Raw genomic sequence first — 20653 nt, 5'->3', positions numbered from 1 at the left:
ATTTTAATCAGTGATTAACCTCGGTCAGCCTAGGTTAAGTTCATCTTAGATAGGATAAGACAATATTTGGCTCTAGTGGGTAATTTACGTAAACTGAGCCTAATCGACGTCGAGGCATGAGTATTATGAGAATTTTGGTTGTTGAAGATGATGTTATTCTGTCCCACCATCTAAAAGTACAATTAAGCGATTTAGGTAATCAGGTACAAGTTGCTCTCACGGCGAAAGAAGGTTTTTATCAAGCAACCAATTATCCCATCGACGTTGCTATTGTTGACTTAGGCTTGCCAGATCAAGATGGGATCAGCCTGATCCAACAACTGCGTGAGGCTGAACTCAAAGCACCCATTCTGATTTTAACCGCACGAGTAAACTGGCAAGATAAAGTCGAAGGCCTCAATGCAGGTGCCGACGATTACTTAGTAAAACCTTTTCAAAAAGAAGAGCTTGTTGCTAGGTTAGATGCTTTAGTACGCCGTAGTGCTGGATTTGTTAAACCTGTCATCACGAGTGGTGAGTTAAAACTTGATCTCGCGGCCAAACAAGTCACTCTTGCCGATGAAGTAATGGAAGTCACCGCTTTTGAATATTTAATTCTTGAATATTTAATGCGTCACTGCCATGAGGTTGTCGCCAAGCAACGACTATTAGATGTGATTTATGGAGATAAAGAAGGCGATCCCAATACGATTGAAGTCATGGTGAGTCGTCTGCGCAAAAAACTCACCCGAGATGGCATAGATAACCCTATCGTGACGATTCGTGGCCAAGGATATAAATTCAACCTGCCATGCAACTAAAATTTACATTTAAGAAACGCCTGCTCACTCGGATGTTTCTCACCTCACTATCAATAATCACTTTAGTGGGGTTTGGCTTAGCGTGGATGGTCAATATTCTGCATGCGCAAAATAGTTATAACGAAGAAACCGCCCAACTCATTGCTGAAATACCTCAAGTTGCCGCAGAGTTAAGGGAACATGATCTCATCCCTGATACCAGTGCTTGGCTGGAAGAAAATAATAAGCAAGAGCGTTATGTGATTGCCAGTTGCGATGACAAATTCAAACAAGTATGGACATCATCACTCGCAGTAGATCGTGGTTTATTTGATACCTGCGAACGTTTTAATGAGATCCGTAACGATTCCCCCCCCTATTACTTAACCATGGCCGATGAAAGAGGCTACTTTGTCTATTTACTCGCCGTAGAAATTGCAGGCGTACACTATAACCTGTTGGTGATGAAAGATGCCGCGAAACTCGAACAGGAATACAGTAAATTCAGCAAGCGAACTTATATTCGCTTAGCCATGGTGTTGGCATTGGCCTTGATCTTACTCGTGAGTGCTGCCTATTGGGGAATGCGCCCACTGGTGCTTATGAAGAATGAGTTGCAATCGATAAATCAAGGTAAAACTAAATCCCTATCAGATGGTTACCCTGTTGAGTTAGAAGGAGTAACTCAAGCACTTAACCAAATGTTGCAACAATCAAGCGCCCAGCAACAACGCTATCAAAATGCGATGAATGACTTGGCCCACAGTCTCAAAACTCGCCTTGCAGCTGTCCATGCTATCACCGACGACACTAGCTTGAGCAAGCAATCTGCTAATGAAAAAATTATGGAGCAGATAAGCCAAATGGATCAACTCGTTAAATATCAGCTCAAGCGCGCTATGCTCGGCCGTCAAGGGCTGAAACAAGAGCAGACCGCTATAGCACCAGTGGTTGATCAACTTTCGCAGATGCTATTTAAAATTTACCGCGATAAACAAGTTAAATTTACCGCAAAGATAGCCCCTAACTTACAGTTTCCGGGTAACAAAGGTGACCTAATGGAACTGTGTGGAAACTTAATGGAAAATGCTTTTCGTCTATGCATTAGCCAAGTGCAACTCAGTGCACATTTTAATGCACAGGGCGAATTTGAATTAATCGTCGAGGATGATGGGCCCGGTGTAGAAGAGACGCTGCGCCAAAAGATAATCCAACGCGGCGTACGTGCCGATACTCAATCTCCAGGCCAAGGCATTGGTTTAGCGGTATGTGATGAAATCGTTCACAGTTATGGCGGTACACTCTACATTGAGGAAAGTCATTTAGAAGGGGCTCTTTTTAGGATCCGCATTCCTGTCTAATACCTTGCCTATAATAATCAAGCGTATACCGCATATAGCTGCTCAGCGCGGTTAAACATCACCCAAGATGTTGCAATGTATTTATCATTACTGATAGGCATATTGCCACGGTGGGAATGAGTAAATCCCGCTGGCGCTATAACCATAGTGCCTTTTTTAGGACATATTTTACGCCGCTGATAGTAAAATTCCGTTTCTCCACCCTCCTCAACATCGTTAAGATAAAACATATAAAGCACCACACGATGTAAGGCCTCATTATGACCACTTTGCGGAAACTGCTCCGAATGCCAGTGAGGGTAGCCTCCCTTATTGCGCGGATAATGTTGAATATTAATACTGCCACTGCGATACAAGTACTTAACGAGTCCATCAACCCTAGGCGCACCCAACTGTTCAAAATTGGTGGGTGTTAAAGTTACAGCTTTACCCTGTTCATCGCTAACAGATACCGCCACCGCCCCCATTAACGCCATTGAATACTGTGTGAAATAATCGACAACCCCTTTTAAGGTATAACCCAAAAGCTCATTTTTTAAGGGTTGCATATCATCAAAATTATCTAAGGTTAAATCTCGGCTGATCTTCTTCTCTGGGTCAACACCATTACCCGTTTGTCCATCGACAACACCAGCATGCTGTTGAAATGCCATAATGAGACGGTCACACAGATCATCTGGCAACGCATTAGGGTATACTTCAATAAAGTCCATACGTCCTCAATGGTGTGGTTATTTTCTACGCTTACTATGCTGACATGCTAGTTAAGTAATTGTAAAGCGGCATCATTGATATAAAATAACTCCATTGACTTCACGATAACAAAAATATGAAAAAAAGCTGTAAAGTGTCTGTTCATCAATTACAGGTCGGTAACTTTGTGCGTTTGCCTGTCGCCTGGAAAGATCATCCCTTTTTATTCAGTAGCTTCCATATAAAGCAAGCTGCACAAATTGAGTTGATTAAAAATCTTGGCATTGCACATGTTATCGTCGATCTAGAACGTAGCGAAGTTGAGCCTTTGAATATTGATGCTGTTAACCCGATCAAGTTGCCCCCAGGCCCTGAGATCCATGACCTTAAAAATGACATGGAACTTTACAAGGCTGAGCAAATTGAAGTGCAAAAGAAATTGCGTAGGGATATTCATAAAACAGAACAAAATTTTACTCGCTCAGTGGCTATGATGCGTAGCCTGATCTCTAAACTACGCAATCGTCCACTTAATGCGGTTAATGATGCCAAAGATTTAGTGCACAGCATTGTTGAGCAATTACTCACTTCTGACAATTTAGTTCTGCACTTAATGAGTGATGCCAAACAAGATGAAAGTATTTATTACCATTCATTAAATGTCGCCATTCTATCGATGTTGATTGCTAAAGAGATGGAATGGAATCGCAGTGAAATTGAAGCGATTGGTTTAAGTGCCCTTTTCCATGATGTGGGTAAACTAAAAATTCCACCGCAGATCCTAAAAAAATCGACGCCTTGGTCGGCGCCTGAGCTTAATTTTATCAAGCAGCATCCATTATTCGGAATTGAACTGCTTAAACTCGCCGATAACTTTCCCCCAAGCGCACTTCCCGCAATTACTAACCACCATGAGTTTCTCGATGGTACTGGTTATCCCAAGGGACTTAAGGAGGAGAATTTGGATAAAATGTCACAGCTTCTCGCGGTGGTGAATGAATATGACTCGCTTTGCTATCCCAACCCGCAAGATAAACCAAGAACGCCCTATGCTGCTTTAGGTCATTTATACAAAGAGTATAAAATTAAGTTAAATCAAGAATATATTGGAAAGATGATCAAAATGCTAGGCGTCTATCCCCCCGGCAGTGTAGTGGAATTATCCAGTGGTCAATATGCCATGGTGATGTCGGTTAATTTACAGAAACTGCTCTGTCCTAAAATTCTAGTCTATGATGCCCAAGTTCCAAAGGATCAAGCGCCAATAGTCGATCTTGAACTGGAAGGTATTAGTATTGTGCGCTGCCTTCCTCCGGCTGCACTCCCCGAAAAAGTACACGAATATCTTAATCCCCGTGAACGCGTTAGTTACTATTTTGGTGGCGATAGCCGTAAGTAACCTGTAATAAAAAAGCCGAATTAACTATTCGGCTTTTTGTAAATAATCTGACCTAGTGTTATAGCCAGTGTTTCCGCTTAAAGAAAAAGTAAGTGCCTGCAGCACTAGCTAACATCATCAATATTGCCATTGGATAACCATACTGCCACTCAAGCTCCGGCATGCTGCTAAAGTTCATCCCATAACTGCTGGCAATAAGCGTTGGAGGCAGAAATACCACTGCCGCTACCGAGAATATTTTAATGATTTTATTTTGTTGCAACCCACTAAAGCCCATAGCCGCATCAAGCAAAAAGTTTAATTTATCGAAAATAAACTGGCTATGTGGCATCAATGACTCTATGTCTGACAACATTTCCCGCAGATCTTTAAGGTGTTCATCGGACAATTGTCCACGGTAGTAACGCTGCATATAACGCAGTGAACGCTGAGTATCGAGCAAACTTAGACGAATTTTTCCGTTGGAGTCTTCTTGCAAGGTGATAAGTTTAAACACACTATCAAGTTCATCGTTATCAAATACTTGCTCACCGACATTTTCCAGTACTGTATATACGTCTTCGATTAAGTCTGAAAGGTAATCCACCTTCAGATTAAAAAGTTCGAGAAACAGCTCCTGAGGTGTAGAGACTTCAAGCCGACCTAAGCGCAAGTAGTTACGTAATAAGCGAATAAGCCCTACATCTTCTTCACGGATCGTCAGCAAAAAATTACTACGTAGGTTAAATGAGACGTTTACACCACGAACGTCTTGGCCTACACGTTGGGGAAACAGAGAGTTGATATGCAGTCCATCGCTGTTTTGATAAAAACGCGCCGACGCTTCAATCTCGTTAATATCTTCTTCATCGGGGACTTCTTCAACGGAAAAATGACTTAACCATTCTCGCTCTGCATCATCAGGCTTATAAAGATCTAACCAAATGGTCGAGGTAGGAATACTGTCTTGTATGCTGACCTCGGCCACTGTGAGGTGACGATTTTCGTAGATATAAGCAGTAATCATTTGTCCTCCTGAAACAAAACCTAAGCGAAAAGTCCACTTAAGTGCAGGCTAAAAAATTGTCGCTAGTTTACCGCATAAGTTAGTAATGAAAAGACGCGCAGGATGATTTACTAAAATAAATGTGAGTTAATCTTCAAGGATCTCCAGCCGCTCAGCCGTAGAAAAACGAATATGGATCCCCTCCACAGTCACCATTTTTGCCTCTGAAATATCCCCCTTACGGGCTTGATAAACGCCACTATGAATCCCTGTAGGAGATACAATAGTCACAGTTACAACTTTATGTTGATCGCGCCAATACCACACACTGTAACTTAAGATGCAAATTCCAATCAGTACAAATAATCCCGTCATAAAATAACGCCGCCACAGAGGAGCATAAGACTCCATAGTTAGCCTACCTTGATTATTAATACTTTGACTTTGTGAACCAACACTTCGTCCTCGCTTTAATAGCAAAAACCAAGCACCGATAACAACCAGCAGAGTTAACAGAATTTTTGTTAGCAAGGAAAGCTCCCGTAAAGCCACATGCAGCAGTGCATTATACGCGAGTTAAAATTGATAAACTGCCTTTAAGATCAAGCTTAAAACGAATATATGACAAAAAGAAGAAACCCATCGCAGGATGACTCAATATCCGTTAAAACGCATCAAATACCTTTGCCATGCGTTGAATATGTTCAAGGGAAACATGATGACGATTACGCTCAGCACATAATCGTTGATGCTGTGCATTCAACGGCTCACCCACAAGCACAATGCGCACTTGATAGCCAAGCGCCTTTGCCACTGCATCATAGGCCATATATTCCCAGTGACAAAGATTGGTATTATCACAAATAACCATAGGCTCACTCGATACGAGTGCTTGAATAAACGCAGTTAAATTTCGTTGATGGTATTCAGACAATTTTTTCGCATCAAAACGATATTCACTACCCTGATAGAAATATGTGTCGGTCGAAAATAGACCATATTGACGCAGACGAAAAGCCGCATCCAAAGGCAAACTCGCAATATACTGCTCAACCCAATACGACTTACCGCTCCCCGGCAAGCCACGCATAATAATGGCTAATTTTTGGTTCATATTGTAGCCAAGTCGCTACCAATCACTTTGCCAGCCAAAATGGTATCAACAAGCCTAGGCACTATATCACCTGCTTTACCCGTAAGGTGGTATTGAAACTGGCTGTGCCTATCGGGAGCCATTAAATTGACTTCAACCGTCTGAGCACCATGATGATTTACGCTATCCACAAAGCCTGCGGCGGGATAAACAGTGCCAGAGGTTCCTATTGCAATGAAGAGATCGCAACTATCAAGCGCATCGTGAATTCTATCCATCCCCAAAGGCATTTCTCCAAACCAGACCACATGGGGACGTAAACGCTGAGCGGGAATACAACAGGTACAACAATTATCAGGGCCAAAGGGCTCACGTAGAAGAAAGGTTTGGCGAGAGCGAGGACAACGACCTTTAGATAATTCGCCATGCATATGTAACAAACGACGGGACCCGGCACGCTCATGCAAGTCATCAATATTCTGTGTAACAATCAATAATTGCCCCACAAACTCAGCTTCTAGTTTTGCTAAAGCCTGATGTGCAGGGTTAGGAGTAACAGTTCCGCTGTGCAATTGTTGCCAACGGCTATTATAAAACCGATCAACTAAGTCAGCATCACGCTCATAACCCTCAGGCGTCGCGACATCTTCAATATGATGTTCTTCCCATAGACCATCTTGATCGCGAAAGGTACGTAATCCCGACTCAGCAGAGATCCCCGCGCCAGTTAACACCACTATATGCTGGTACATGCCGACTCCTTTTATTCTATTTATTATACTTATTGTCACGGACTTTAATGGTCGTGAACATTATTCCTTGGTATAACCTTACAAAAACTATGCTTGAATTGCCGCAATTTATTGTAATTTAGCGTCAAGTGACACAATTTATCTGCATATAGGACCAGAAAGCTAGAACAAAGGTTTAAGTTTTCAATTTCAGCCCCTATAATGACAAGTTCTATCCACGGATGAACCTATTGGTTCTGCAATCAAGAGATTAGCAATGACAGATGGAAATCAAGCGCTAAAAAAAGCGGGTTTGAAAATTACCCTGCCACGAGTCAAGATCCTAGAACTGATGCAAGGACCTGAAAACCAACATATCAGTGCAGAAGACTTATACAAGAAACTGCTCGATATCGGTGAAGAAATTGGTCTTGCGACAGTCTACCGTGTATTAAACCAATTTGATGATGCGGGTATCGTCAGTCGTCATCATTTTGAAAGCGGTAAAGCCGTATTTGAATTGTCGACTCAACATCACCATGATCACTTAGTTTGCCTATCCTGTGGCAAAGTGATTGAGTTTTCAGATGACGTCATCGAACGTCGTCAAGATGAAATCGCCATGAAGCATAATATTAAGCTAACTAATCATAGCTTATATCTCTATGGCCATTGCACGAATGACAACTGCGAGCACAACGACGAATAGTCAGCCTTAAATGAATCAAAAAACCAGCCTAGTGGCTGGTTTTTTATTGGATAAAGTTAAGGCGTGACCGCTATAACACTTTAGCGTAGATATTGACTTTATGCCCCATAAATTCACTGTGCTCACGCCAGTGCATGCCCACACGTTTAGCCACCCCTTCCGAGCCGAGATTACCTTCCAAAATAAGTGCAATCGTCTGCTCTATTCCAAAGCGTTTAAATTCCGCTAACGCTGCAAAGGCGGCTTCAGTACCGATCCCGGTTCTCCAATACTCTGGGAAATAACGATAACCTAGCTCGACTTCGTTAAATTCTGGAATAAATTTGGGGCCACAAAAACCGATCACTTTTTTATCAACCTTATGCTCGACAGCCCAACGGCCAAAACCATATTGCTGATAATCTGCTTGGATCACCTTATGAAACAACTCAACCGCCTGCTCGCGGGAAGTAAAAGCCGCTGTGGGAATATATTTCAGCATGGCAGGATTACTGTTCATCAAATAGAGCGCTTCGCAATCTTGCTCGGTAAATGGCCGAATAATTAATCTTTCTGTTTGGGTTATCATCTCTACTCCTTCAAAAATGGATCACTTAACAAATCAGCCAATGGCTAGTGTAAATTGAACTGGCGTAACCTCGACGCTACGCCAATGCCAGCTTAACGGTGAAAATCACCACTGCGCTCAGGCTGATACAATATTTCTTCGATACGGACTTTGACCATAGAACCACCAGGACCTGGCCATTCAATCTCATCGCCTTGAGAGAGTCCTAATAATGCGCTGCCCACTGGGGCCAAAATCGAAATTGTGCCCGCGCCATTCACGCCCTTTGGATACACTAAACGTAAACAAAAGGTCTCATTACTGGATGAAACGCTAAACTTCACCTCCGAATTCATAGTCACTACGTTGGCAGGCATCTGCGCCGCAGGCACGATATCGGCCCTGTCTAACTCAGCCTCCAATGCCGCCTTGCCCGGAAATGCATTTGCCGGCAGTGACTCCAATAATCGTTCTAATCTTTCTAAATCGATTTCAGAAATAATAATTTTAGGTGCGTTCACAGTCTTTCCCTCATTAAAAAACCTGATGTATTAACCCATGACAGTGGCCAACATCAACCCGTTGCTTACCCTTCCCCTTGCGATAAGCTCCATAAAAATAACGACGCTTACAGCACTAAGCTGCAATCGTATTGCATAAAAAATTTAAGATTAATTGCTGAAACAGCATTGATGCCATAAACACTGAGCTTACGGTTATGGGCTCAACTGAGACTTATACGCGCCAAAGATAAAAGCAGCCAATATCCCAGAGGATGCTTCAATCTAACCTGTAGAAGAAAAAATATCTAGTCTTCATGGTGTTAGCTCAGTCCCATTCCCATCATTTACTGGATTTCATCACGTAAATGACCGCCAATAAAAAAGGCGCCTTAGGCGCCTTTTAGTGTTCAAACGGTTAGCTTACCAACCAGTTTTAACACGCAGCGCTTTGCCGATATCAGCTAACGAGCGGACAGTTGTCACACCCGCCGCTTCTAAAGCAGCAAACTTGTCGGCAGCAGTACCTTTACCGCCAGCGATAATCGCGCCAGCATGGCCCATACGCTTACCAGCAGGAGCTGTTACGCCAGCAATGTAAGACACTACAGGTTTAGTCACGTGAGCTTTGATATAAGCTGCCGCTTCTTCTTCAGCAGTACCACCAATTTCACCGATCATCACGATGGCTTCAGTCTGTGGATCGTTTTGGAACATTTCCAATACGTCGATGAAGTTAGTACCTGGAATTGGATCACCACCAATACCTACGCAAGTAGATTGGCCGAAACCTTCGTCAGTAGTTTGCTTAACTGCTTCGTACGTCAAAGTACCTGAACGAGAAACGATACCCACTTTGCCTTTTAAGTGGATGTGACCAGGCATAATACCGATCTTACATTCACCAGGGGTGATAACACCTGGGCAGTTAGGGCCGATCATGCGAACGCCAGTTTCTTCAAGCTTCACTTTAACTTGCAGCATGTCCAATGTTGGAATGCCTTCAGTGATACAAACGATAAGCTCGATGCCACCGTCGATAGCTTCAAGGATAGCGTCTTTACAAAATGGTGCTGGAACATAGATAACCGATGCAGTCGCACCAGTAGCTGCAACTGCGTCTTTTACTGTGTTAAAAACTGGCAGGCCTAAATGCTCAGTGCCACCTTTACCAGGAGACACACCGCCCACCATTTGCGTACCGTAATCGATAGCTTGTTGTGAATGGAATGTACCTTGACCACCGGTAAAACCTTGGCAAATTACCTTGGTATCTTTATTGATTAAGACAGACATTATTTGCCCTCCGCAGCTTTAACTACTCGTTCAGCCGCATCAGTCAGACTGGTAGCTGCAATGATATCAAGACCTGATTTAGCCAATACTTCACGGCCAAGTTCAGCGTTAGTACCTTCTAAACGAACCACAACAGGAACTTTTACGCCCACTTCTTTAACGGCGCCAATGATACCTTCTGCGATCATGTCACAACGTACGATACCGCCGAAAATGTTAACCAGGACCGCTTTCACATTGCTGTCAGACAGAATGATTTTGAATGCTTCTGCTACACGTTCTTTAGTCGCGCCGCCGCCTACGTCTAGGAAGTTTGCTGGCTTGCCACCGTGCAAGTTAACGATATCCATAGTACCCATAGCCAGACCAGCACCGTTCACCATACAGCCAACGTTACCATCTAATGCAACATAGTTCAGTTCGAACATGGCGGCGTGGGCTTCACGGGCATCATCCTGTGATGGGTCGTGCATTGCTTTGACTTTTGGTTGACGGAACAGTGCGTTGCCATCGATGCCAATTTTACCGTCTAGGCAGTGCAGGTTACCTTCAGTGGTGATAACCAGTGGGTTGATTTCAAGTAGCGCAAAATCGTGATCAACGAACATATTCGCCAGACCCATAAAGATCTTAGTGAACTGTTTCATTTGTGTTGGATTCAAACCCAGTTTGAAGCCAAGATCGCGAGCTTGATAGGGTTGTGGGCCAGTCAGTGGATCGATAATCGCTTTGTGAATGAGTTCTGGCGTTTCTTCTGCCACTTTCTCAATCTCAACACCGCCTTCGGTAGATGCCATAAACACAACGCGACGTGTGCTACGGTCAACAACTGCACCTAAGTACAATTCGTTGGCAATGTCAGTGCAGCTTTCTACTAAAATTTTAGCAACTGGCTGACCTTTCTCATCAGTTTGATAAGTCACCAGATTTTTGCCTAACCAGTGTTCGGCAAAGGCTCTGATTTCTTCTTTATCGCCAGTGACTTTAACGCCACCCGCTTTACCGCGGCCACCAGCGTGTACTTGACACTTAACAACCCATACATTTCCGCCAATATGGCCTGCCGCTTCTACAGCTTCTTGGGCTGTATCACATGCAAAACCTTCTGACACTGGTAAACCATATTCGGCAAATAGGGATTTTGCCTGATACTCATGCAAATTCATGATGATCTATCCGTATACTTCTAATCAATTCCAACTGACCCCTAAGGGCCAGTCACGAGGGTATGTCTGGCTTTTTCTTATAGATCCAGCAGCAGACGAGTTGGGTCTTCTAGGAAGTCTTTAATCGCAACCAAGAAACCAACAGACTCACGGCCATCAACAATACGATGGTCATATGAGAGTGCTAGGTACATCATGGGCAGGATTTCTACCTGACCATTGACTGCCATTGGGCGGTCTTTAATGGCATGCATGCCTAAAATCGCACTTTGTGGCAGGTTAAGAATGGGGGTAGACATCAATGAGCCAAATACACCACCGTTTGTCACAGTGAAGTTACCGCCAGTCATATCTGCTACCGTCAGCTTGCCATCACGGCCTTTAAGGGCCAGATCGCGCACTGCTTTCTCTATTTCGGCAAGGCTCATGGTATCAGTATCACGTAATACAGGTGTCACTAGGCCACGAGGTGTCGATACGGCAATGCTAATGTCGAAGTAGTTGTGATAAATAATATCATCACCGTCGATTGAAGCGTTGACTTCAGGGAAACGTTTGAGCGCTTCAGTCACGGCTTTCACATAGAAAGACATAAAACCTAAACGGATACCATGGCGCTTTTCAAAGATATCCTGATATTGCTTGCGGATATCCATGATGGGCTTCATGTTCACTTCGTTGAACGTAGTGAGCATAGCGGTAGAGTTTTTCGCTTCTAACAGACGGTTAGCGATAGTTTTGCGTAAACGTGTCATAGGTACACGTTTCTCACTACGGCCTTCTGCTAATGGCGCAACGGCAGGTGCTGCTGGCGCAGTGGCTTTAGACGCCCCTTTTGATGCAGAGCTAACAAAAGCTTCAACGTCTTCTTTCGTAATACGACCACCCACACCAGTGCCTTTTACTTTGCTCGCATCAACATTGTGCTCTGCCAGTAAACGGCGTACAGATGGGCTTAAGGCATCATTACTTTCATCGCTAGTTTCAGCGGCAGGTGTAGCGGCTTCAGCTTGGGCTTTAGTGACTTCTTGACCAGAAACCGCACCGGCGATGAACTTAGCAATCACTTGTTCACCGAGTACTGTGTCGCCTTCTTGGAACAGAAACTCACCAATGTGACCATCTTCTGGTGCAACCACTTCGAGTACAACTTTATCTGTTTCAATATCAACAAGATTTTGATCACGTGAAACTTGTTCACCCACTTTAACGTGCCAAGTGGCAATCGTAGCATCGGCAACAGATTCTGGTAGTACGGGTACCTTGATTTCGATACTCATGAAAAACGATCCTTTTATAAAATGTCTATTACTACAGTTTCAACGCACTGTTCACTAAAGATTCTTGCTGATGTGCGTGCAATTCAGGATAACCACAGGCTGGTGCAGCAGAAGCTTCACGGCCAGCATAGGTTAACTGTGCACCAGCAGGAATCGCGGCCCAGAAGTGATGTTGGCTAGAATACCAAGCACCTTGGTTTTGCGGTTCTTCCTGACACCAAACGAAATCTTTCACATGTTGGAAATCCGCCAAAGCAACGATCATTTCATCATGTGGGAACGGATATAACTGTTCGACACGGATAAGCGCTACGTTAGTGATATTTTCTCTACGACGTTTTTCCAGTAGTTCAAAGTAAACTTTACCGCTACAGAACACAACGCGATCAACCTTGCTCGCTTCCAACGTATCGATTTCACCGATCACGTTCTGGAAACTCCCATTGGCTAACTCTTCCATGCTTGAAATCGCTAATGGATGACGTAGCAATGACTTAGGTGACATCACCACCAAAGGACGACGCATAGGACGCACCACTTGGCGGCGCAACATATGGTAAACCTGTGCTGGTGTTGACGGTATACACACTTGCATATTGTGGTTAGCACACATCTGCAAGAAACGCTCTAAACGGGCGCTTGAATGCTCAGGGCCTTGACCTTCATAGCCGTGGGGTAACAACATAGTCAGACCACATAAACGGCCCCACTTCTGCTCACCGGATGACAAGAACTGATCGATAACCACTTGTGCACAGTTAGCAAAGTCACCAAACTGCGCTTCCCAAATCGTTAAACCACCGGGTTCTGCTGTGGCATAACCGTACTCAAACGCCAATACAGAGGCTTCAGATAATACTGAGTCAGTAATATCAATTGGGCCTTGTTCATCGGCAATATTGCGCAATGGCATGTAAGTCGTGCCATCGTTTTGATTGTGCAGCACAGCGTGACGATGGAAGAAAGTGCCGCGGCCAGAATCCTGACCAGTGATACGCACACGCTTGTTGTCTTCCAGAATTGAGGCATAAGCCAGCGTTTCTGCAAAACCCCAATCGAGTGGCTTCTCACCTTTGGCCATCGCTAAACGGTCACTGTAAATTTTAGCCACCCGTGATTGTAATGGATGACTTTCTGGCACATAGCTCAGCTTATCGGCAAGACTTTGTAAACGCTCCATTGACATAGAAGCTTGATACGTTTCATCCCACTCACGACCGATATACGGTGTCCAGTCAACAGAATGCAGCGTCATTGGGCGCCATTCTTTAACTACACAATCACCTTGATCTAAAGCATCGCGGTAATTGTTGACTAGGCCAGTCACATCATCAGCAGCCATCACGTTTTCAGCGATTAGCTTGTCTGCATAAATCTTACGTGGCGTTGGGTGTTTCTTGATCTTGGCATACATCAGCGGCTGAGTTGCACTTGGCTCATCGGCTTCGTTATGGCCATGACGGCGATAACACACTAATTCAACCACCACATCACGTTTGAACTCGTTACGATAATCAACAGCTAACTGCGACACAAAAGCAACGGCTTCAGGATCATCAGAGTTAACGTGGAAAATCGGTGCCTGAACCATCTTAGCGATGTCAGTACAGTATTCAGTCGAACGAGTGTCCGCATGGTTAGAGGTCGTGAAGCCCACTTGGTTGTTCACTACAATGCGAATACTGCCGCCGACTTTAAAGCCACGGGTTTGAGACATGTTGAATGTCTCTTGCACTATCCCTTGACCCGCAATTGCAGAGTCACCGTGAATAGTAATCGGCATGACCTGTAAGCCATCCTTACAACCGCGACGGTCTTGACGGGCACGTACAGAACCAATTACCACAGGGTTAACGATTTCAAGGTGCGACGGGTTAAAGGCTAGCGCTAAATGCACGTTGCCGCCCGGGGTTTCAAAATCAGAGGAGAAACCTTGATGGTACTTAACGTCACCCGAACCTAAATTATCGTTATGCTTACCCGCAAACTCGTCAAACAGATCGGCAGGACGCTTACCTAATATGTTGACTAACAGGTTTAGGCGTCCGCGGTGCGCCATACCTACGACGATTTCCTTAGTGCCGGCTTCACCTGCGCGATAAATAATTTCACGCATCATGGGCACTAACGCATCACCACCTTCTAAGGAGAAACGTTTTGCGCCTGGGAATTTAGCCCCTAAGTATTTTTCAATACCTTCAGCCGCGTTCAAACCTTCAAGGATCCGAGTTTTAACGCTCTTATCGTAGTTGGCTTTGCCTAAGGAAGGTTCGAGACGCTGTTGGATCCAACGCTTTTCATCGGTATCGGTAATGTGCATGTATTCAGCACCGATGGAACCGCAATAGGTGGCTTTCAGTGCTTTAACTAAATCCGCTAGCTTCATGGTTTCACCACCATGAGCAAAAGAACCGGTATTGAATTCGCGCTCCATGTCTTCTTTAGTCAAACCGTGAAAGGCTGGATCTAAATCGGCGACAGGTTCACGTTTCCACAGTTCAAGGGGATCAAGGTTAGCGCCTTGGTGACCACGGAAACGATGGGCGTTGATAAGTTGTAGGACTTTAACTTGTTTAGCGTCCATCTCTGGATCGGTCACGCGAGCAAAACTCTTATGACGTCCTTCGAGGGCTAGACTGCGAAAATAATCACGTACTTTTGAGTGAGCAGCTTCAGGCGCATCTTTAGAAGCACCGTTCACCGGAGGGAGATTATCAAATACCGTACGCCAATCGTCAGAGACTGACTGTGGGTCTTCTTGATAGGCTTCATACATCTCTTCTACGTAGGTCGAATTTGCACCACTTAAGTGAGATGATTCGAGCCAGGCTTTCATGATGCCTTGGTGCATTTCTATTCCTTTCAAACTTTATACACGTGCTTAGCCATAGTATTAAATATGCAGTCTGTAGAGATTACCTTCGACGCATAATTTCTGCCGCCCCTAGATATCCAGATATACGGCGCGTTGTCTTCCATTACATACGCAAAAGAGCCACCTTCTATACTCAGAAAGTGACTCTTTCAAGAGCTATATTATTATTAGTTTTAGCTCGGGTTCTCGCATTACACTGCTCGCTTCAACAGCATGGACTTAATATGACCAATTGCTTTAGTCGGATTAAGACCTTTTGGACAGACGTCAACGCAGTTCATGATGCCATGGCAACGGAACACGCTGTAGGCGTCGTCCAGCTCAGATAAACGTTCTTCTGTTGCTGTATCGCGACTGTCGATCAAGAAACGGTAAGCATGCAGCAAACCGCTAGGACCGATAAACTTATCAGGATTCCACCAGAATGATGGACAAGCCGTAGAACAACAGGCACACATGATACATTCGTACAAACCATCTAAATGAGCGCGCTCTTCAGGGGATTGTAAATGTTCACGGGCAGGCTGCTTCTCATCATTGATGAGGTAAGGCTTGATTTTCTCGTATTGCTTATAAAACTGAGTGAGATCAACCACTAGGTCACGCACAACAGGCATGCCCGGCAATGGACGGATCTCCAATTTCTTACCCTTAAAGGTCGAAATTGGCGTAATACAAGCCAAACCGTTCTTCCCATTCATGTTAAGACCGTCGGAACCGCATACACCTTCACGGCATGAACGACGGAATGCTAAGGTTGGATCGAGCTCTTTTAACTTGATCAGCGCATCGAGCACCATCATGTCTGAGCCATCGGCCACTTCTAAGCTGTAATCCTGCATGTATGGTTTAGTATCTACATCAGGATTGTAACGATAAACTGCAAATTCCAATTTCATCTTTGCAACTCCTAGTAGGTACGTTTCTTCGGCGGGAATGCTTCACGTAACTTAGGCGCCATATTCACAGCACGACGGTCCATGGTTTCTGTCACAGGATCAAACAAGCTGTGGCATAACCAGTTCTCATCATCACGCTCTAAATAGTCTTCACGTGAATGAGCGCCGCGGCTCTCAGTACGGAAGTTAGCAGCATAAGCAGTAGCAATTGCCGTTGCCATTAAGTTATCTAACTCTAAACATTCAATACGTTGAGTGTTGAATTCACGAGAGTTATCAGACAACTTAGCATTTTCTAAACGCTTACGAATCGCTTTTAACTGCTCCAAACCTTCAGCCATAGCATCACCACGACGGAATACAGAGAAGTTTAATTGCATGCAGAGTTGTAAATCCTTACGAATTTGCGCAGGGTCTTCACCGTTTTTATTACTTTCCCAACGGTTTAGACGCGCCAATGACGCTTGAATATCTGTATCGGTCGCATCTTGAGGATCCGCTGTCTCATCGAGTGCTTTACCTAAATGTTGACCCGCTGCACGACCAAATACCACTAAGTCGAGTAGTGAATTACCGCCTAAGCGGTTAGCCCCGTGAACAGATACACAGGCAATCTCACCCACAGCGAACAGACCAATAACATCATGCTCAGTACCGTCTTCATTCTTGCGAATAACTTGACCACTGACCTTAGTTGGCAGACCGCCCATCATATAGTGACACGTTGGTAATACTGGGATTGGACCATCGGCCGGATCGATATGGGCAAAGGTACGAGACAATTCACACACGCCTGGTAAACGTGCTTCTAAGGTTTCTTTACCTAAGTGATCGAGCTTGAGCAAACAATGTGGGCCTAATGGGCCGTCTAAACCACGACCTTCGCGGATCTCTGTCATCATAGAACGTGCTACCACGTCGCGTGATGCTAAATCCTTCGCGTTTGGTGCATAACGCTCCATAAAACGCTCGCCGTCTTTGTTTAGAAGATATCCACCTTCACCACGACAACCTTCAGTCACAAGTACACCCGCGCCGGCGATGCCCGTTGGGTGGAATTGCCACATTTCCATGTCTTGCATTTGCACGCCAGCACGCATTGCCATACCTACACCGTCACCAGTGTTAATATGTGCGTTTGTAGTAGACGCATAAATGCGACCAGCACCACCCGTTGCTAAAACAGTGGCTTTGGCTTTGAAATAAACGATTTCGCCGGTTTCAATTTCAATTGCAGTACAACCTACGATAGCACCATCAGCATTCTTCACTAAATCTAATGCATACCACTCAGAGAATACTTGCGTTTTGTGCTTAACGTTTTGTTGGTATAAACAATGAAGTAAGGCATGACCAGTACGGTCAGCCGCAGCCGCTGTACGTGCAGCCTGCTCGCCACCAAAGTTCTTAGATTGACCACCAAACGGACGTTGGTAAATTGTGCCATTTTCGAAACGAGAAAAAGGTAAACCCATTTGCTCTAATTCAATCACGGCTTCTGGACCGGTTTTACACATGAATTCGATCGCTTCTTGGTCACCGATAAAATCGGAACCTTTCACGGTATCGTACATGTGTTGTTCCCAATGATCTTCATGGGCATTACCTAACGCAACGGTAATACCACCCTGAGCAGATACGGTATGGGAACGTGTTGGGAAAACTTTTGATAAAAGCGCACAGCTTTTACCTTCTTTAGATATCTGCAGTGCCGCGCGCATACCCGCACCGCCCGCTCCTATCACTACAGCATCAAATTCGCGTACTGGAATACTCACTTAGACACCCCACACAATAACTATGCCAGCCGCCAGATAACAAAAGACGGTAACGACAAAGGTGAACTGTAAAACACCACGTAACGACGTACACTTAACGTAATCGGTCAACACTTGCCATACACCAATCCAAGCGTGTATTAACAATGCGACTAACGCCAGAAGTGTAAACACTTTCATCGGCAGAGCGCTAAACAAGCCATGCCAAACGTCGTAGGTGAGAGGGGAACTACATGCAATAAAGCCAACCAAGAAAATGGTGTAACAGGCGAGGATCACTGCACTAGCGCGTAGTAGAATAAAGTCATGAACACCACTGCGTCCAAAACTTGCTGCATTGGTTACCATACCCAGATCCCCGCTACAATTGAAAAGGCTACCGTTAAGACAAATACAGCTTTCGCTGAGGCGGTACCCGAAGCCAACTCTTCCCAACGACCAGTATCCATTACTAAGTGACGTAAACCACCGAATAAATGGTAGGCCAATGCGGTCATAATGCCCCATAGGATAAACTTCATAATGAAGTTATCAAACAGAGATTGCACGCCAGCAAAACTTTCAGCGGAGGCTAAAGAAGAATTTAGCAACCAAATAAGAATGCCAACACCGAATAGCATGATGACACCGGAAACACGGTGAAGAATTGACACAATCGCTGTTGCAGGAAAGCGAATGGTCTGCAGATCTAAATGGACAGGTCTTTGCTTTTTCACGTTCTGCTCACTCAGCTCCATTGAGCATTTTTTTTGTTATGTGAACCGCTTTTGTACAAACTTTAAACTGGGAGGTAAATCACGGCAAAAGTAAACACAAAAGCAAAGTTTAAACAAACAGTTAACTATTTGAACACGCACTCATTTAACATGTAAAAAAAGGGTGCTTTATAATCGTTGTTTGCAGCCCTTATTGGGCGGAGGCAAGTATACTCGTGGCAAATGTCAAATACAAACATCACAGAATGCAAATTATGTTTTTTTGACGAATTTTTCGCGTAAGTACCAGTCGTAGCAAGGAAAGTAATGGCGTTTATACCATGGTCTAACAAATTTAAACGCTTATTTAAATTGAAATGTGATCTAGAATGGCTGTAAAGTAATGGCGGTTTGACATGCCGCACTCACAGATAAAAATGAAGTAAGGAGAACGGGGTATGGCTGATTTAAGAGCCAAATTAGAATTACCAGGGAACGACTCGATAGAATTGCCAGTAAAGCAGGGAACCGCTGGTTTTGATGTAATCGATATCAGTAAACTTGGCAGCAAAGGTTACTTTACCTTTGATCCAGGTTTTCTCGCGACAGCCTCCTGTGAATCTGCAATAACCTATATCGATGGCGATCAAGGTATATTGTTACACCGTGGCTATCCGATTGAGCAACTCGCCGTTGACTCCGATTACCTAGACCTGTGTTATCTGCTGCTTTACGGTGAACTGCCGACGAAAGAGCAATATGCTGAGTTTGTACATACAGTAAAAACCCACACTATGGTCCATGAGCAACTAGCCTTCTTCTTCAGAGGCTTCCGTCGTGACGCTCATCCTATGGCGATGTTATGTGGTGTGACTGGTGCATTGTCTGCATTTTACCAAGACTCACTCGATGTCAACGATCCTCGCCACCGCGAAATCGCCGCCTATCGCCTAGTCTCCAAAATGCCAACGATTGCCGCTATGTGCTACAAGTATTCTTCAGGCCAACCATTCGTTTACCCACGTAATGACTTGAGCTATGCAGGCAACTTCTTAAGCATGATGTTTGCTGTACCGTGTGAAGAGTACAAAGTAAATCCAATCGTTGAACGTGCCATGGACAGGATCTTCATTTTACATGCGGATCATGAACAAAATGCGTCAACCTCAACCGTACGTTTAGCCGGTTCTTCAGGTGCGAATCCATTCGCCTGTATCGCAGCGGGTATTGCTTCACTGTGGGGTCCTGCACACGGCGGTGCCAACGAAGCTTGTTTACAAATGTTAGAAGAAATCGGTTCTGTAGACCGTATTCCTGAATTCATTGAACGTGCGAAAGACAAGAATGATCCATTCCGTCTGATGGGCTTTGGACACCGTGTTTACAAAAACTTTGACCCACGTGCCAAAGTGATGCGTGAAACCTGTCACGAAGTTCTCAAAGAACTAAAAGTACAAGATCCGCTATTGGATGTGGCAATGGAGCTTGAGCGCATTGCGCTTGAAGATGAATACTTCATCTCTAAGAAGTTGTATCCAAACGTCGACTTCTACTCTGGCATTATCATGAAAGCCATTGGTATTCCAACCAGTATGTTCACTGTGCTATTCGCACTGGCCCGTACTGTAGGCTGGATTGCCCACTGGAAAGAAATGTTAGATCAACCAGGTCATAAAATTAGTCGCCCACGTCAATTATACACCGGCGAAGTAGCACGTGATTTCGTTGAGATAGATAAACGCTAACGCTAAGTATTATGTCTAGTCCTGAAATAAGTTGACACTTATTTCCACCTAAAACGCCTGATGAACCTCATCGGGCGTTTTGTATTTTAAGGCCAAATGCGGCCGTCGTTGATTATATATGG

20 protein-coding genes are annotated in these 20653 nt (G+C 44.5%); 5 read left to right on the top strand and 15 right to left on the bottom strand.

Annotated features, from left to right (window positions below; all coding sequences use genetic code 11):
• The first annotated feature begins 125 nt into the window (after window positions 1-125).
• Together L2744_RS06650 and L2744_RS06645 are read left to right on the top strand one after the other, a co-directional pair.
• Window positions 126-800, top strand: a complete 675-nt coding sequence (locus L2744_RS06650; protein ID WP_248991247.1) for a response regulator — start codon at window positions 126-128, stop codon at window positions 798-800.
• Window positions 791-2140, top strand: a complete 1350-nt coding sequence (locus L2744_RS06645) for an ATP-binding protein (RefSeq protein WP_248991180.1) — start codon at window positions 791-793, stop codon at window positions 2138-2140. The genes L2744_RS06650 and L2744_RS06645 overlap by 10 nt, the downstream gene beginning before the upstream one ends.
• 17 nt (window positions 2141-2157) lie before the next feature.
• On the opposite strand, the gene L2744_RS06640 is transcribed toward L2744_RS06645, so the two are convergent.
• Window positions 2158-2853 carry a 2OG-Fe(II) oxygenase gene (locus L2744_RS06640; RefSeq protein WP_248991179.1) on the bottom strand — a complete coding sequence of 232 codons (696 nt, stop codon included), beginning with the start codon at window positions 2851-2853 and terminating at the stop codon, window positions 2158-2160.
• Window positions 2854-2969: 116 nt separating this feature from the next.
• Here L2744_RS06640 and L2744_RS06635 point away from each other — a divergent pair, with 116 nt between their 5' ends.
• Window positions 2970-4232: an HD-GYP domain-containing protein gene (locus L2744_RS06635; RefSeq protein WP_248991178.1), complete on the top strand. Its 1263-nt coding sequence runs from the start codon at window positions 2970-2972 to the stop codon at window positions 4230-4232.
• A gap of 58 nt (window positions 4233-4290) precedes the next feature.
• Here the strand turns inward: L2744_RS06635 and corA are convergent, their stop codons facing one another.
• The 4 genes from corA to cobB all read right to left on the bottom strand — a co-directional run bounded on the left by corA (window position 4291) and on the right by cobB (window position 7062).
• Window positions 4291-5238, bottom strand: a complete 948-nt coding sequence (corA, locus tag L2744_RS06630; RefSeq protein ID WP_248991177.1) for a magnesium/cobalt transporter CorA — start codon at window positions 5236-5238, stop codon at window positions 4291-4293.
• Between the two features lie 126 nt (window positions 5239-5364).
• Entirely contained in the window at window positions 5365-5748 is a 384-nt protein-coding gene (locus tag L2744_RS06625; RefSeq protein WP_248991176.1) for a hypothetical protein, read from the bottom strand.
• A 133-nt stretch (window positions 5749-5881) separates the two neighbouring features.
• Window positions 5882-6331, bottom strand: a complete 450-nt coding sequence (locus L2744_RS06620; RefSeq protein WP_248991175.1) for an ATP-binding protein — start codon at window positions 6329-6331, stop codon at window positions 5882-5884.
• Window positions 6328-7062 (bottom strand): Sir2 family NAD+-dependent deacetylase, encoded by a 735-nt coding sequence (gene cobB, locus L2744_RS06615; protein ID WP_248991174.1) that lies wholly within the window; start codon window positions 7060-7062, stop codon window positions 6328-6330. The genes L2744_RS06620 and cobB overlap by 4 nt, the downstream gene beginning before the upstream one ends.
• Window positions 7063-7318: 256 nt before the next feature.
• On the opposite strand from cobB, the gene fur reads away from it, so the two are divergent.
• Window positions 7319-7750: a ferric iron uptake transcriptional regulator gene (gene fur, locus L2744_RS06610; RefSeq protein WP_248991173.1), complete on the top strand. Its 432-nt coding sequence runs from the start codon at window positions 7319-7321 to the stop codon at window positions 7748-7750.
• A gap of 70 nt (window positions 7751-7820) precedes the next feature.
• Here fur and L2744_RS06605 read toward each other — a convergent pair whose 3' ends face one another.
• From L2744_RS06605 to sdhC, 10 genes are all read right to left on the bottom strand, one after another.
• Window positions 7821-8318, bottom strand: coding sequence for a GNAT family N-acetyltransferase (locus L2744_RS06605; protein WP_248991172.1), 498 nt, complete (start codon window positions 8316-8318; stop codon window positions 7821-7823).
• Window positions 8319-8410: 92 nt separating this feature from the next.
• Complete coding sequence (gene rnk / locus L2744_RS06600) at window positions 8411-8818, bottom strand: nucleoside diphosphate kinase regulator (RefSeq protein WP_248991171.1); 408 nt, start codon at window positions 8816-8818, stop codon at window positions 8411-8413.
• A 402-nt stretch (window positions 8819-9220) separates the two neighbouring features.
• On the bottom strand, window positions 9221-10093 hold the full coding sequence (gene sucD, locus L2744_RS06595; RefSeq protein WP_248991170.1) for a succinate--CoA ligase subunit alpha: 873 nt from the start codon (window positions 10091-10093) through the stop codon (window positions 9221-9223).
• A complete protein-coding gene (sucC, locus tag L2744_RS06590; protein WP_248991169.1) occupies window positions 10093-11259 on the bottom strand; it encodes an ADP-forming succinate--CoA ligase subunit beta in 1167 nt (388 codons plus the stop codon). The genes sucD and sucC overlap by 1 nt, the downstream gene beginning before the upstream one ends.
• Before the next feature lie 77 nt (window positions 11260-11336).
• Window positions 11337-12539: a 2-oxoglutarate dehydrogenase complex dihydrolipoyllysine-residue succinyltransferase gene (gene odhB, locus L2744_RS06585; protein WP_248991168.1), complete on the bottom strand. Its 1203-nt coding sequence runs from the start codon at window positions 12537-12539 to the stop codon at window positions 11337-11339.
• A 31-nt stretch (window positions 12540-12570) separates the two neighbouring features.
• The gene (gene sucA / locus L2744_RS06580) at window positions 12571-15390 is read right to left on the bottom strand and encodes a 2-oxoglutarate dehydrogenase E1 component (protein WP_248991167.1); all 2820 of its coding nucleotides are present in this window, start codon (window positions 15388-15390) and stop codon (window positions 12571-12573) included.
• Between the two features lie 215 nt (window positions 15391-15605).
• The gene (locus tag L2744_RS06575; protein ID WP_248991166.1) at window positions 15606-16313 is read right to left on the bottom strand and encodes a succinate dehydrogenase iron-sulfur subunit; all 708 of its coding nucleotides are present in this window, start codon (window positions 16311-16313) and stop codon (window positions 15606-15608) included.
• Window positions 16314-16324: 11 nt separating this feature from the next.
• A complete protein-coding gene (gene sdhA, locus L2744_RS06570) occupies window positions 16325-18091 on the bottom strand; it encodes a succinate dehydrogenase flavoprotein subunit (protein ID WP_248991165.1) in 1767 nt (588 codons plus the stop codon).
• Window positions 18092-18439, bottom strand: a complete 348-nt coding sequence (sdhD, locus tag L2744_RS06565; RefSeq protein WP_198780214.1) for a succinate dehydrogenase, hydrophobic membrane anchor protein — start codon at window positions 18437-18439, stop codon at window positions 18092-18094.
• Entirely contained in the window at window positions 18433-18828 is a 396-nt protein-coding gene (gene sdhC / locus L2744_RS06560) for a succinate dehydrogenase, cytochrome b556 subunit (protein ID WP_248991164.1), read from the bottom strand. The genes sdhD and sdhC overlap by 7 nt, the downstream gene beginning before the upstream one ends.
• Window positions 18829-19244: 416 nt before the next feature.
• On the opposite strand from sdhC, the gene L2744_RS06555 reads away from it, so the two are divergent.
• Complete coding sequence (locus tag L2744_RS06555; protein ID WP_248991163.1) at window positions 19245-20531, top strand: citrate synthase; 1287 nt, start codon at window positions 19245-19247, stop codon at window positions 20529-20531.
• Window positions 20532-20653: the final 122 nt, after the last annotated feature.

This window comes from Shewanella profunda (assembly GCF_023283765.1).
Classification (GTDB): domain Bacteria; phylum Pseudomonadota; class Gammaproteobacteria; order Enterobacterales; family Shewanellaceae; genus Shewanella; species Shewanella profunda.
The sequence above is the reverse complement of the archived record's forward strand: the minus strand, read 5'-3'. Positions and strand labels throughout refer to the sequence as shown.

What these genes read in the sequence shown, in the direction of transcription:
- L2744_RS06650 (WP_248991247.1), top strand. Translation starts at nt 126, where the DNA reads ATGAGAATTTTGGTTGTTGAAGATGATGTTATTCTGTCCCACCATCTA.
- L2744_RS06645 (WP_248991180.1), top strand. Translation starts at nt 791, where the DNA reads ATGCAACTAAAATTTACATTTAAGAAACGCCTGCTCACTCGGATGTTT.
- L2744_RS06640 (WP_248991179.1), bottom strand. Translation starts at nt 2,853, where the DNA reads ATGGACTTTATTGAAGTATACCCTAATGCGTTGCCAGATGATCTGTGT.
- L2744_RS06635 (WP_248991178.1), top strand. Translation starts at nt 2,970, where the DNA reads ATGAAAAAAAGCTGTAAAGTGTCTGTTCATCAATTACAGGTCGGTAAC.
- corA (WP_248991177.1), bottom strand. Translation starts at nt 5,238, where the DNA reads ATGATTACTGCTTATATCTACGAAAATCGTCACCTCACAGTGGCCGAG.
- L2744_RS06620 (WP_248991175.1), bottom strand. Translation starts at nt 6,331, where the DNA reads ATGAACCAAAAATTAGCCATTATTATGCGTGGCTTGCCGGGGAGCGGT.
- cobB (WP_248991174.1), bottom strand. Translation starts at nt 7,062, where the DNA reads ATGTACCAGCATATAGTGGTGTTAACTGGCGCGGGGATCTCTGCTGAG.
- fur (WP_248991173.1), top strand. Translation starts at nt 7,319, where the DNA reads ATGACAGATGGAAATCAAGCGCTAAAAAAAGCGGGTTTGAAAATTACC.
- L2744_RS06605 (WP_248991172.1), bottom strand. Translation starts at nt 8,318, where the DNA reads ATGATAACCCAAACAGAAAGATTAATTATTCGGCCATTTACCGAGCAA.
- sucD (WP_248991170.1), bottom strand. Translation starts at nt 10,093, where the DNA reads ATGTCTGTCTTAATCAATAAAGATACCAAGGTAATTTGCCAAGGTTTT.
- sucC (WP_248991169.1), bottom strand. Translation starts at nt 11,259, where the DNA reads ATGAATTTGCATGAGTATCAGGCAAAATCCCTATTTGCCGAATATGGT.
- odhB (WP_248991168.1), bottom strand. Translation starts at nt 12,539, where the DNA reads ATGAGTATCGAAATCAAGGTACCCGTACTACCAGAATCTGTTGCCGAT.
- sucA (WP_248991167.1), bottom strand. Translation starts at nt 15,390, where the DNA reads ATGCACCAAGGCATCATGAAAGCCTGGCTCGAATCATCTCACTTAAGT.
- L2744_RS06575 (WP_248991166.1), bottom strand. Translation starts at nt 16,313, where the DNA reads ATGAAATTGGAATTTGCAGTTTATCGTTACAATCCTGATGTAGATACT.
- sdhD (WP_198780214.1), bottom strand. Translation starts at nt 18,439, where the DNA reads ATGGTAACCAATGCAGCAAGTTTTGGACGCAGTGGTGTTCATGACTTT.
- sdhC (WP_248991164.1), bottom strand. Translation starts at nt 18,828, where the DNA reads ATGGAGCTGAGTGAGCAGAACGTGAAAAAGCAAAGACCTGTCCATTTA.
- L2744_RS06555 (WP_248991163.1), top strand. Translation starts at nt 19,245, where the DNA reads ATGGCTGATTTAAGAGCCAAATTAGAATTACCAGGGAACGACTCGATA.